At 37.2% G+C, this 13,329-nt stretch carries 13 protein-coding genes; 4 read left to right on the top strand and 9 right to left on the bottom strand.

Translation table 11 applies throughout. The features are described from left to right. Positions 1 to 67: 67 nt before the first annotated feature. The 5 genes from PLEUR7319_RS0125290 to PLEUR7319_RS0125270 form a co-directional block, all read right to left on the bottom strand. Positions 68 to 1,336, bottom strand: a complete 1,269-nt coding sequence (locus tag PLEUR7319_RS0125290) for a glycosyltransferase (protein WP_019508023.1) — start codon at positions 1,334 to 1,336, stop codon at positions 68 to 70. An 812-nt stretch (positions 1,337 to 2,148) separates the two neighbouring features. Then, on the bottom strand, positions 2,149 to 3,249 hold the full coding sequence (locus PLEUR7319_RS0125285; protein ID WP_019508022.1) for a cell wall metabolism sensor histidine kinase WalK: 1,101 nt from the start codon (positions 3,247 to 3,249) through the stop codon (positions 2,149 to 2,151). 7 nt (positions 3,250 to 3,256) lie between these two features. Next, a complete protein-coding gene (locus PLEUR7319_RS0125280) occupies positions 3,257 to 3,982 on the bottom strand; it encodes a response regulator (protein WP_019508021.1) in 726 nt (241 codons plus the stop codon). 135 nt (positions 3,983 to 4,117) lie between these two features. Then, positions 4,118 to 4,591 (bottom strand): L,D-transpeptidase, encoded by a 474-nt coding sequence (locus PLEUR7319_RS0125275; protein ID WP_019508020.1) that lies wholly within the window; start codon positions 4,589 to 4,591, stop codon positions 4,118 to 4,120. A gap of 282 nt (positions 4,592 to 4,873) precedes the next feature. Beyond that, positions 4,874 to 5,098, bottom strand: coding sequence for a hypothetical protein (locus PLEUR7319_RS0125270; RefSeq protein ID WP_019508019.1), 225 nt, complete (start codon positions 5,096 to 5,098; stop codon positions 4,874 to 4,876). Positions 5,099 to 5,952: 854 nt separating this feature from the next. Between PLEUR7319_RS0125270 and PLEUR7319_RS0125265 the strand changes: the two genes are divergently transcribed. From PLEUR7319_RS0125265 to PLEUR7319_RS36675, 3 genes are all read left to right on the top strand, one after another. Then, positions 5,953 to 6,222, top strand: coding sequence for a hypothetical protein (locus PLEUR7319_RS0125265; protein WP_019508018.1), 270 nt, complete (start codon positions 5,953 to 5,955; stop codon positions 6,220 to 6,222). Positions 6,223 to 6,235: 13 nt separating this feature from the next. Next, positions 6,236 to 7,201 (top strand): CHAD domain-containing protein, encoded by a 966-nt coding sequence (locus PLEUR7319_RS0125260; protein WP_019508017.1) that lies wholly within the window; start codon positions 6,236 to 6,238, stop codon positions 7,199 to 7,201. Between the two features lie 223 nt (positions 7,202 to 7,424). Then, positions 7,425 to 8,036: a DUF3122 domain-containing protein gene (locus tag PLEUR7319_RS36675; RefSeq protein ID WP_019508016.1), complete on the top strand. Its 612-nt coding sequence runs from the start codon at positions 7,425 to 7,427 to the stop codon at positions 8,034 to 8,036. A gap of 415 nt (positions 8,037 to 8,451) precedes the next feature. Here the strand turns inward: PLEUR7319_RS36675 and PLEUR7319_RS0125245 are convergent, their stop codons facing one another. Further along, complete coding sequence (locus tag PLEUR7319_RS0125245) at positions 8,452 to 9,144, bottom strand: NUDIX domain-containing protein (protein WP_026102773.1); 693 nt, start codon at positions 9,142 to 9,144, stop codon at positions 8,452 to 8,454. 207 nt (positions 9,145 to 9,351) lie between these two features. Here PLEUR7319_RS0125245 and PLEUR7319_RS0125240 point away from each other — a divergent pair, with 207 nt between their 5' ends. Further along, on the top strand, positions 9,352 to 10,380 hold the full coding sequence (locus PLEUR7319_RS0125240) for a hypothetical protein (protein ID WP_019508013.1): 1,029 nt from the start codon (positions 9,352 to 9,354) through the stop codon (positions 10,378 to 10,380). Here PLEUR7319_RS0125240 and PLEUR7319_RS0125235 read toward each other — a convergent pair. From PLEUR7319_RS0125235 to PLEUR7319_RS0125225, 3 genes are all read right to left on the bottom strand, one after another. Then, positions 10,360 to 10,869 (bottom strand): TIGR00725 family protein, encoded by a 510-nt coding sequence (locus PLEUR7319_RS0125235; RefSeq protein WP_019508012.1) that lies wholly within the window; start codon positions 10,867 to 10,869, stop codon positions 10,360 to 10,362. The two genes, PLEUR7319_RS0125240 and PLEUR7319_RS0125235, sit on opposite strands and share 21 nt — an antisense overlap. 121 nt (positions 10,870 to 10,990) lie before the next feature. Continuing rightward, entirely contained in the window at positions 10,991 to 12,271 is a 1,281-nt protein-coding gene (locus PLEUR7319_RS0125230) for a cysteine desulfurase-like protein (RefSeq protein ID WP_019508011.1), read from the bottom strand. Between the two features lie 43 nt (positions 12,272 to 12,314). Further along, positions 12,315 to 13,019, bottom strand: a complete 705-nt coding sequence (locus PLEUR7319_RS0125225; protein ID WP_019508010.1) for a 2OG-Fe dioxygenase family protein — start codon at positions 13,017 to 13,019, stop codon at positions 12,315 to 12,317. Positions 13,020 to 13,329 lie beyond the last annotated feature (310 nt).

Genomic DNA, 13,329 nt, shown 5'->3' with positions numbered 1-13,329 from the left:
CCGCATTTAAAAGTTTTAATCTGCCACTTGTAGTCAGTATTTTCTAGCATTCTCAGGACATAAAAAACTAATATCCTACTGCCTGAACCGTATACTCTAATGATTTATGCAGAAACTCTAGATTTTGCTGCCCAATTTGTTCGAGATAAAATTCATTTAGTTGATGAGCGACACCATCCCAAGTAAATAGTTTTTCTACTCTTTCTCTGCCACATTCACCCAATTTCCGTCGCCATTCTGGCTGGGTTATTAAACGAGAAATGCCCCTAGTTAAAATAAATGAATTGAAGGCTGGAAACAATATGCCTGTTTGTTCGTGTTGAATCACATACTTAAGACCTCCTACATTAGAAGCAATCACTGGGGTTCCGCTTGCCATAGACTCCATAGCTACCATTCCTGAAGGATTATAGTGGCTGGGAATGACGCAAACATCAGCTGCAGCGTAATACTTTGCCAATTCCTTTCGATTAGCTTGTTCGGCAAATGTGGTGATATTGTCTATACCAAAATCCCAGACCAACTTTTCAATGCGTTTTCTTTTGAGTGGATTACTTGAAGGAGAGTTATTAACCAAAGTTAAGTGAATATCACAAACGCTATGCAAAGAAGGTTTGCTAAGAGCTTTAATTAAAGTTTCGACTCCTAGGTGACGATTGAATCGACCGACATAAAGTACATTAAATGTATTTTGAGCAATACCTAGTTGTTTCCTGGCTGTAAAACTGGCAATTGAACCAAATAAATTTATATCAGCACCACAAGGAATAATTTCAATTTGACCTTTATGGGATACTAGTTTCCGCAGATAATCTCTCTGTTGAGGACAGGTAGCGATAGTTAAATCAGCTGTTTCTAAACAAGCTTTTTCAATTGCCAAGCGAGTTTTATCTAAGTTAGATAGATAATCAACGTTGGCATACTTAACCGCACCTAAAGAATGATATGTATGGACATGCTTTAGGGGTTGAACTTTTTTAAGTTCCATACCCACCCAAGCCGATAGCCAATAGTTAGTATGGATTAAGCGATACCTAATATCACGATCTAACTGAAATTGACGTAGTTGCTTCAGGAATTCTGGTAAATAGCCAATCAGTTTTTGTCGAGAGATAAATTCTTCTGGACCAGCAGAGAGACGAATAGTACGGCACAGAGGATTATGTTGTACTATGGTTGCCTGACTAGCATCAGTCTTACGGGTAAACATATCTACCTGCCATCCCAACCGAGATAAAGCTTCCCCAACCTGACGCACATATACATTTTGACTACCAGTTTCCGTAGCAGGATCGCTATGAACTGAAATTAGAGCAATAGTTGATAATGTCTGCATAGTTGTAAATCTAAGAATTAAAGTGAACTAAAAATTAAAGTGCAGCAATTAAACTGGAACGATGAGATTTTACAGGTTCTGACCTAGGTACAATATGCCTAATATGTCTATTTTGTATTCTTATAAAACTATCTGATGTTTCTAAATGGCAATGTGAACAATACCAATAGAGATTATGAGAACGGAGATGGCGGAGTAAATTGTGAGAGCAGTGCGGACAACTATTCATAGCTTTATCTCCAAATCTGGAAAGCGGCTTGAGATGTTTAACTAGATTAATTCATTGTTAAGCTAACAAATAGTTCTTTCATGGCCGTGACAGTTAGATGTCAATTTTGACAAACGTTAATACGATTTACATTGGAATTAAACTCCAATAGTAAATTGACAAAAATTTGGAACTTCGTTCAGAGCGATCTCTACTCTGAGGATGTCAGTTAATATCTGTGTATCAAACAGATTTTCAACTATTAAGTGTGGACAAGGTTTAGCTTGTTTATAGAATTCTTGTAAAATAGCGAAATCGTCGAGTAGACGTGCACGGGAAGGATTAAATATATTCAATTACTGTTGGTAGTTTATAGAATAATGAATACCTATCAACCCTAAGCCATATCACACTTTTATTGCAGATTTATGTCAGTTTTATGTCAGTTTTGACAAACTTCCCTTAGTTATAGCATTACGTATTTAGGTTAGGACACTTTTTGAAACTGATACTTGCTATTTGATACTTGCTACTTACGAACCAGTAACTTTACTTGTCCTAACACAATTTTGTACGGCTATATCAGTGACCAGTTGCTTTTTGGTTATTTGATACTACTTATAGGTAAATAGAATTTAAAAGTACTGCCCACTTCTAACTGACTGGCGACAAATATTTCTCCTCCGTGAAGTTCTACCAAACGACGACAAATCGCTAGACCAATACCAGTACCACCATACTTTTGAGAACGAGATTTCTGCGATCGCCAAAAACGTCGAAAAACATGAGGCAATTCTTCTGGTGCAATTCCCGAACCAGTATCAGTCAGAGACAGCCAGACTTTATCTACATCAGACCAAGCTTTTAAGGTAATAGAACCAGATGGAGTATGACGAATTGCATTACTGAGTAAATTAACTAAAATTTGTTCCAAGCGATCGCTATCTGCCATGACATAGGGCAAATTAGTCGGACAGTCTAAATTTAAAACGCGATCGCTACCAAGTAACTGATCGGCGAACCTTTCTACTAATGGCTCAAGAATCTGGCGTAAATTAGTCGGTTGTAGATTTAACGATAGATTGCCTGTTTCCACCTGAGATAATTCCTGCAAATCATTAAGCAAACGCTGTAAACGCTTAGTTTCACGGATTAGTCGCGAATATATTTGAGAGTTACCGACAATAATGCCATCGGCTATTTCCTCCAACCGACCGCGAATAATAGTTAAAGGGGTTCGTAACTCGTGGGTAAGATCGTCGATTATTTCTCGTCGTCTTGATTCTACTTCTTCTAAACTGGTTGCCATGCGATTAAAACCCATTGCCAGACGGTCTAGCTCGGGAATCTCTAAATGAGACATTCGTTGGTCTAGTTTACCGTTAGCAAATTGTTCAATAATCGTTTCCATCTGATTCAAAGGTTGAACAATTCGCTTGGCTAGCCAGTAACTAAGAATTGCTGCTGCCAATGTCCCAATTAAAAAAGACCAAAAATTGCCTCTTGCCCAGGCTGTCTCAAATACCTCTAATAGCTGAGAGTGAGCAGTGCTAATAGTTAAGCCTCTTCCTTCTAGTTCTCTGACATGGAATTGAAAAAATCGGGGAGAAAAAAAATTACCCACCACCGAAGATGCCGTTACCCCAACAATAGTAACTAGGATATGGGAAAAAAAAAGTCTAACTTGCAAATTGAGCTTGTTCATTAATTACCTATGAATCTTCAAATTTGTAACCCACGCCCACAACGGTTTGGATAAATCTGGGTTTACCAAGATGAGGTTCAACTTTTTTCCGTAATCTAGCTATGTGGGTATCAATTACTCGCTCTTCACCAAAAAAATCATCACCCCAGAGCTTTTCTATTAGTTGTCCTCTTTCCCATACTCTGCCTGGATGCTTCACAAATAGAGTCATTAACTTAAACTCAGAAGAAGATAAATCTAACTGTTTTGCTGACTCCTCCTCAAAATGGCGACTGATACAGTGTTGTTCTAAATCGATAGTAAAAGATTTTGTTCTTATCAACCCAGAGCGATTACGCTGCGCGTAGCCTGGCGGATCGCTTTCTCGTAAACGACGACGTAACAAAGCCCGCACCCTAGCAACTAATTCTCTGGGACTGAAGGGTTTAACGTAATAATCATCTGCTCCAGTAGATAAACCAATAATGCGATCAATTTCTTCTCCCCGAGAAGTTAACATTAAGATATAAGGATCGTGAGCTACTGGTTTTTGGCGGATTTGCGTGCATACTTCCAATCCATCCATTCCTGGCAATCTAATATCGAGAATAATCAAGTCCGGTTGATATTCGCCATAGAGTCTGAGGGCCGATTGACCATCATAACAGACGCGACAGGCAAATCCTTCAGATTCTAAACATTCTTGGATAATTTCTGCTATTTCCCGTTCGTCTTCAACTATTAAAATCTCCATTATTAAGCAATAAATAACTTTAAAATTAAGTTTATTTAAGTTTATTGCAGGACTATTTCCATAACAAATTCGCTAGCTGATAGCAGAAAATTAATGAACCTGAATGTTGCTAATTCACAGAGTTGACACTAGACATTATTGATGAATAATTACTGGTGTACCGATTTTTGCCCAATCAAATAACCATTTAGCATTACTGACAGGAAGATTAACGCAACCATGACTGACAGGGGTGCCAAAATTATTGTGCCAAAATGCACCATGAAGAGCATAACCGCGATCAAAGTATAGTACATTAGGAACATTGGGAATATCGTAATCCGAACCGCGCATTCTATCTTGAGGATATTTTCTTTGAACTGTATAAATCCCTATATTAGTTGGAGTTTTGGCTTTACCTGTCGAAATGATTGCCGTAAAAGTCTGATTCTTGCCTTCCCAAGCAAATAAATGTTGGTCAGAAAGATCAATTTCTACCCAAGACCGATCTGACTGTTTGAGATTGTCAATTTCTTGAGCAATCAAATTTGGGAGAGTTGGTTGGGCTAATGCGTTAGTAGTTAGCAACCAATATTCTCCAATTGTTAAAGCAGCGAGCGCACTAATCAAATAAGTAAATGTATTGCTGAAAAAAACCTTTTTTCATGTCTTTACACCTCCTATTTAGTAGTTCTCTTAATCTCTCCTCCCTAAAATGTCTTTTACTATTACAGCAGTTTTCGATTGGGTAGACCACATTGGTCTATTCAGGGAATAGGGAACAGGGAACAGGGAAAGGGAATAGAATTTTACTTGTTTGTGTGGTCTATTTAACTCAAAAGCGCAGTAAATTAGCAAAATAGCTTGAGAAAGTTGTGAGCGAGCAATACTTTCTCAAGTTAAACAATACTTTTAACGAGAACGAAGATATATTCGACGTTCATTTTCACTAACAGCTTCGGTGTCCATAACTTCTGTAGTAATTTGTGTCCCATCTTCTAAGTTCACAATCCATTCTTGTCCACGAGTTAAGATTGGACATTCCCCCTTTACTTCCTCCCATTTTAGATATGAGCCATCTAAATAATAATCAAAAATGCAAAAATGTCTCTTATTTTGTGCATTATTAGTAGTCATAATTTGTTACTCCCAAATGTATTGATTTTTAAGCGAAACAAGTAATTATCAAACCTTTGAATAACTTAACCTCAAACAATATCTTTTTTCTGATGGGTCGATTAAAGTTGGCTAACGTTGCTTGAGGAAAATTATTGGCACTTCTCCTTTTTTATTTTACTCTTGACTCAATTGGATTGATCATACTCGACTCAGGTTCTCTATAGTTAGCGATTACCATAAGATACTTTTTGTAGCAATAGTATCTACAATTAGCGCCTTTATTAGCCGATAGTAGTAAATCGTAATTTACCCACAGAAATTAGAAGTGAATACTAGACTTATACTACTAATAAACTTAGAATTTTCTTCAAGTTGTTTTCCTAAAACTAGAAATGTATATCGCTTGAGGATATCAGTTATGAAGTAAGTCCAACAGAAATCACCTACTTTTAATATAGTCTTTTTTATCTAACTAGGAACTTTTACGATACAAAAAGTCAACTAATACAGTTAATTACAAATAACAGTAAAAGTAATTTCAAGCCAATCCTGAGTATGTAATTTAGATTTAATTTTCTCTAACTCATATTACTCACAACTTCTTCAATTTTTTGCTGCAAAATTATAACAGTATGGTAATCCAATTTAAATTAAGAATTAATTCATGAAGCTAAGCAATAGACAATAGGCAATGGAAATTCTCTCAACTCATTTAGAATTACTATGATTTAGATTGATTAAGCTTAGCCGCTAATAGTAATCAAAGCATGATTAATTTAAACTCAACTTAACCTTGTCACATCACTCTAAAAACTAAGATTGATTACAGCAGACAATCATTTAAGCATAAAGTTTAAATCGAGGACATAGCAATGACAGAGAATTCCCAGAACATCGATAACCTCAAAGAAGAGTTTTTATATCCTATTGGTAACTATCGCGGTGAGTTTAATCCTGAAAATTTAGCGTTTAATGCTAATTTACAACAGTTTGCTCAACAAGTATCTTATCTTTGCGGTTTAGAAGCCAATGGCAAAATAAGTCCCGAGGATACTTATGATGAGATTAAAAAGTTTTGGCAACAGCTTAAGCGTTCTAAGAAAGAACTTTTAGACAACACCAATTTTACTGCCGAGGAGTAATGAGGTGATTGATATGAGCGATAAAGATAATCCTGTAACTTTAAAAGAGTGGGCCTATATTGCGATCGCCAAACATACTCGCAAGATGCTCAAATATAGATCTAAGGTAATTAAAGACAAAGATCCAGAAGATTTACATCAAATGAGGGTAGGGATGCGACGTTTACGGAGTGCGATCGCTGGTTTTACTTTGGCAATAGATTTACCACCAACTGTATCCGAGAAAAATATCGCTAAAATAGGTCGTTCTTTAGGGAAACTTAGAGATTTAGATGTCTTAATAGCTGCTTTAGCCAATGATTATCGTTCGCTATTGCCTCCAGTTGAACAAAAGGGCTTGGATAAAGTTTTAAAATCCCTAAGTAAACAACGAAAACAGGAATTGAAACAGGTTCAGAAAACTATCAATAGTAAACTTTATCTCAATCTCCAGCAAGGACTACAAAACTGGTTAAAACAGCCAAAATATAAAGCAATTGGTGAGTGTTCTATTGTTCCCGTCTTACCTGATTTACTTTTACCCCAGATTAGCCAACTTTTGCTCCATCCGGGTTGGCTAGTAGGAATAGAACTAAATGAAGGTAGAATTCATTTTCCTGGAATGTTGAATCAAGAGGCAGTCGAGGAACTATTAGAACAAGAAGACCCTATTCTCCACGATCTGCGAAAATTAGCCAAAAAAACCCGCTACAATCTAGAGCTATTTTCTCAATTCTATGATGATACTTATCATTACTACGTCAAACAAATAGAGCAAATTCAGGAAGTACTCGGTCAAATTCAAGATTGTTACGTCTTAAAAGAGAACTTAGAAAAAATCTTGAAATCGGCGGTCGCTACACGTATGCCTACATTAGCCAATTTACTGGCGACAACTCGCTATCAAAAATGGCAAGAATGGGGAATTTTGCAAAGACAATTTCTTGAAGACCAAATTCGCAGGGAACTAAGACAAACAATACAGCAACCAATAAGTTAACCACTTCACTAATCAATATTTCTCACAAGTTTCTCAAACTTCGAGTGTATAACAGTTTTAGAGATAATAAATAGACAAAGCTAGTAGTAATCAAAACCTTAACTACATCACAACCAACTGGCACGGGTACGGAAATCAGAGATTATTCTACATGCTTCTTGAGATAGAGGTATTCATATTCCTACCCTCTATATCTTTAATTTAATTTGGGGAGGCGAACGAAATGTTACGCGATATCTTGCATGATCTGGAGTGGGGAATCGCCTTTGTAATCATGACCCTAATCTTATTTGTAATTATTGCCCTTCTGACTAGTGAACCCGCGATCGCCTCTGGCGGTGGGCTTCGTCCAATCGCGAAGCCTGAACGGAGTCCAATCGCCACTATTACTGAAACTGATATTGCACCAGGGCAAGTACTTTGTCGTTCGGAACATGTTTTATCCGATGAAGCAGGGCAAAAATGGGATGTAATGTTCTTTACTCAAGCTAATACGCCTCAAGTTACATCTTTGAATCTTCGATTATCTGGACTTTCTAGTGCCCTCAAGATCCAGTCTCAAAGGTCTTTAGTGATTGATATTCAAGGCGATCGCTATAAAGCATCAGATATCTTCCTCCAAGAAGCACCTTTACCTAGTATTGGACAATACAATCTAAAAAATATTTTGCCTCAACTACCAACAACTGATTTATTTCTAGAAATTCCCTTGGAAAAGGGTAAGTTATCCCGTTTGCATATACCAATAGCAGTAGTTAAAGAATGGCAAGCAGTAGCCTCCAAAAATTCCAATCCAGCTCCCAAACTTCCTTCCAGTATTGAACTATTTTGTTAATTAAACAAATCCGCGATCGCTCTAAAATTCTGATTTCTTTTGGTGACTGTTCAGGGCAAGTGTAACCAGTAAAGCGGCAGAGCCGCAGCTATAAGCTGTTAGCTGTAAGCTTATAGCCAATTAGAAGAGGCTTTAACCTCTCCTAATTGTAGACCACCAAACTTCGTTTGCTGGGGGCATTAAACCCGATAGCTATAAGCTGTTAGCCGTTTACCAAGCGTAAACTTTAGAGCTTAAAGCTTAAGGCTTAGAGCTTAAAGCTTTTTAAGGTAAATGACATAGTGGAGGTAGATGTTTATCTTCCTGGTTGTCCTCCCAATGTTAATTATGTTCGCTCAGCTTTAGAACTTTTATTGATGGGTGAAATTCCTCATTTATTGGATTGGAATTAGAGAAAATCTGCTCAAAAAGTTATTTAAAGTTCAAAGCTAAATCCATCTTGCTTCAATTCCAGATATCTTGCTTCATCAAACTGATATAGCTTAGCCGGGCGATGAGATACCCCAACTTGCATTTCTCCCGTATCAATTAGTAATTTCATCTTCAATATCTTGTTACGGAAGTTGCGCTTATCTAATTTTTGTTCTAACACTGTTTCGTAAAGCCTTTGTAATTGAGTCAGGGTAAACTCAGTTGGTAATAATTCAAAACCAATTGGTTGATAACGTAACTTTCCTTTGAGTCTTCGTTTAGCTACATTCAATATATGGTCATGATCGAAAGCTAGTGATGGTAATTGCTCAACCGGAAACCACTCGGCATTTTTAGCATCGCTCCTCGCTTGAACAGTGTATTCTCCTATATTCACCAAAGCATAGTAAGCAATACTAATAACGCGATCGCGTGGATCTCGATTTACCTCGCCAAAAGTATAAAGTTGTTCGAGAAATACATTCTCTATTCCCGTCTCTTCCTCTAACTCTCTAGCAGCAGCTACATCGATAGATTCATCCAACTCTACAAACCCACCAGGTAATGCCCATTTATCCCGAAATGGCTCATTTCTTCTCTGAATGAGCATTACTTTGAGTTTTTGTGCATCATCTAAACCAAAGACAACACAATCTACGGTGACTGATGGCTTGGGATATTTGTATGTATAAGACATATTTTTAGAGTGGTCAGTAATCAAAATCATCAAGATTTGTCAAGCTCATTGATAATTATATCTTGACATCGTGTAGTAAAAACACTAACCTGTGTTTAAGTGCAAAATCTACAAAAGTTATCTATGAGTTAAATCTATTGTTGCCAGAAGCTAATAGCTAATAGTCAATAGCTAGTGTAAAAATCATAGGTACACCAAATAAAACTTATGAATGCTACAAAACAACAGCATTATCTTGATCTACCCAATTTTTTTAAGCCAAATCTAGTAAAAAAAGTTTATCGCATTCCTTATCAACAAAGAGCAGTAGATGCAGAAGCTTGGGCAACAGAAAACCATATCAAGCCAGCATCAACGGATCGAAAACGAGTAGGTTTGTTACTAATCGATGTGCAGAATACCTTTTGTATTCCTGACTTTGAATTATTTGTTGGCGGTATATCGGGGATGGGTGCGGTTGAAGATAACATTAGGCTGTGTGAGTTTATTTATCGAAATTTAGGCTTAATTACAGAGATTATCCCAACAATGGACAGTCATACAGCAATGCAAATATTTCATCCTCTATTTTGGGTGAATGATCGGGGGAATCATCCCGAGCCGGCAACAATGATTAGTTTGACAGATGTACAACAGGGAAAATGGCAAGTTAATCCTGAAGTGGCTTATAGTTTGGTTCATGGTGATGTGAATCAATTAGCACAATACGCTCTACATTATGTTCAAAAACTGAATGATGATGGTAAATATCCTCTAACCATTTGGCCTTATCATTCCATGTTAGGAGGTATTGGTCATGCTTTAGTTTCGGCAGTAGAAGAAGCAGTATTTTTTCATAGTATTGCTAGAAAAAGTCAAGCTAGTTTTGAACTCAAAGGTAGTAATCCACTTACAGAAAACTATTCGGTATTAAGTCCTGAAGTTTTAGATGGTGCGGATGGTAAGATAATCGCTCAGAAAAATACAGCTTTGATTAAAAAGCTAATTGATTTTGATCGGTTGGTAATTGCCGGGCAAGCTAAAAGTCATTGTGTTGCTTGGACAATTGATAATTTATTAACCGAAATTCAGAATATAGATATTAATTTAGCGAAAAAAATTTATTTATTAGAAGATTGCACATCCCCTGTAGTGATACCAGGAGTTGTTGACTTTACTAGTCAAGCAGATGAAGCTTTTCAAAAATTTGCTGCTGCGGGAATGAACCTAATTAAATCAACAGATATCATCTTTTAGACGTGTCAGAACTTTTTTGATTATAGCGATCGCCTGAGTCGTAGTTTCGACGTTAAATAGATTATTGGCAGTTAAACTGGCAAAAAATTCCTTGGTCAATTCAGCTTGATTTAATAAGATTACTGGCTTACCGTTTTTTAAAGCTAAAGCCACTTCTGATGCTGTTCCCAAACCCATCCCACAGGCAATGACAACATGGGAAGACAGCACGTTAATATTATTTCGCCCATTACCCATATCGGTAATAATGGAAATATCCACCGCGTCAGACATCCCTACAGTATTGTTACTCGGTAAAACTCCTACTACCAATCCTCCACTAGCTTTGGCACCTCTACTTGCTGCATCCATCACCCCAGCTTGTCTGCCACCTGTGAGTAATACCCAACCTTGTTCTCCAATTAATTTACCTAGCTCATAAGCCAGTTCAATATCTTTGGGGGTTGCCAAATTTCCCGCTCCCATAACCCCAACTACAACTTTACTCATAAATCCCCTTATAGCCGTATAAAGTTACGTTAGGACAAGTTTATTTGATTGCTCGTAAGTAACGAGTAATGAGTGTCCTAATAAAAGTTCGTATTGCTATATATACTTAACTAATATGAGATTAAGCCTTTAGTGGTTCAGAAGTTAACGAAATACGGGATGAAGTAACCTTCTCTAATACTTCTAATAAGCGATCGCTCTCGGAAATTGTGTTGTAATGCACCAACCCAATCCGTAAAAACCCACCGCTAGACTCAATACCTAATCTTTCAGTTAAACCTAGAGCATAGACGTTACCGTGCCAAGTATAAATATGGCGATCGCCTAAAGCTTTAGCCAACTCACTTGGGGTATATCCTGCTAGTCTGACACCAACGGTGGGAGTTCTCCAGGCAAAACGATCTGATTCGATAATGCCATAAATTTTGAGTCCAGAGATTTGCTTAAGACCACTTATTAGATGGTTGCATAACTGCCTTTCATAAGCTTGAATTGCATTCATAGCTGCTATTAAAGCATCACGACGGCTTAGGCTATTTGGCGCAACATAACGACCAAGATTAGTCAGGTAATCAATGGTAGCTACTAAACCCGCTAGCCCTTCAAAGTTTAAAGTTCCTGTTTCCCAACGTGATGGAACTTCATCGCTGGCTGGTCTAACTTTATAAGGACTTAATCTAGTTAAATGCTCTTTTTTACCGTAGATAATCCCCACATGAGGACCGAAAAATTTATATGCCGAGCAAACTAAAAAATCGCAGTCCAGAGTACGCACATTAATTGAACTGTGAGGTAGGTAATGAACGGCATCAACAAACACTAAAGCTCCAACATTATGGGCTAACTGCACCACTTGAGAGATGTCGTTAACCGTTCCTATAGCATTGCAAGCATAGCCGATAGCTACAATTTTGGTTCGGGAGCTAATTTTCTGTTCTAAATCAGTAGTGTTTAAGGTACAGTCTTCAGTATTAATATCGACAGTACGAACGATGATACCCTTTTCTGTCAGTGCCTGCCAGGGAGATACATTGGCATCATGATCGAGCCGAGTAACTACAATTTCATCACCAGCTTGTAATTCACGACCAATTGCTCGACTAAAAGCATAAGTTAAAGTGGTCATATTGGCTCCGAACACGATTTCATCGCGATCGCAACCGAGTAAATCTGCCATAGACGCACGAGCGGAAGCAATCAGGGCATCGGTACGACTACTAGTAGCAAAAGCACCATGGGCATTGGCGTTAGATTCCAGCAAATAATTTCCCATTGCTTCGACAACCGTTCTTGGTACTTGAGTTCCTCCTGGTCCATCAAAGAAAATAATCGGCTGACCGTTTTTTTCTGATGCTAAGGCAGGAAATTGACTGCGTATCCACTCTAGGTTCAAAGAAACCATAGCGAACTCCTTAATTAGTTTTTTACTCTCAAACGTCTACTGTTCAAGCTTGTACCCAATCTTTAGGAGGGCGCAACCCAGGATAAGTAAGCACAAAGACATCTCTAGTCCCTACTTCAGCAGTTGTCGCTTTGATGACTGAAGTAAAATGGAATAATTGGCGATCGCTAAAAATAACAAATTCTCCGGGATTGAGAATTTTATTAAAAACAGGATCTTGATCTTTAGATTTGTACAGAGAAGTTGCGGCTCCTTCAATTTTATGGCGACTAACGGAAAATATACCCACTAATGTTACTCCATCGCGATGAATTCCTTCTGGTGCGGGATAACCTACTTCTTGGGGATTAGCGACGGTTCTGATCTGATGAACACTAATTTCATTAGCTTTAATTTGATTGACATCAGAACATAGCTGGCAAAACTCAAAAAATTCTCGAACTATAGTTTGAAAGTCTGGAAGTTCTACTAAATTCTGTTCTAGTTCAGCATAGTCTCTGACCACATCTCCTACTAAAGGATTATATTTTTTACTTTGAAATAAGGGACTGTGGGGCAGCTTAACTAGCTGATTGTTGACAATATTAAAGCTAGATAGCCGCCTAAAGCGATAATTTTCTGCTATGTAGGGATCGGCAGGTAAATTATTAAAAGAATCATCTAGTCGCTCTAAATTTAAAGTATTAAGTGTTTCTAATACATAGTCATTAAGACAATTGAAATTAAGTTTTTTTTGTGATTTCAACATTGTTATTATCTCCTGAAACTAAACAGACTAAAATTTTCTGATTAGCGCAAACCATGAGTAGCTAATCAAAAAAAATTAATAAAACTAACAATAAGCAGATTATGCAATCATCAAGTATTGAATCTTTATTTTTAAGGTACTTAGCCTTTTGAAAATTAAGCTATATTACACAATTGTCTATAGTAGTGTTTAATTTTCAGCTAGATAGTTTAAAGTTTTAGCTCGAAAAGCTAAGTAGTTTACTTTGCTTGATAATATATTTATCTTTGATTCCTTTTTGGACTTAGTCTGATATACTTCTCTTTTTATA

It is taken from the genome of Pleurocapsa sp. PCC 7319 (assembly GCF_000332195.1).
Taxonomy (GTDB): Bacteria; Cyanobacteriota; Cyanobacteriia; order Cyanobacteriales; family Xenococcaceae; genus Waterburya.
This window is presented reverse-complemented; position numbering and strand designations above follow the sequence as displayed.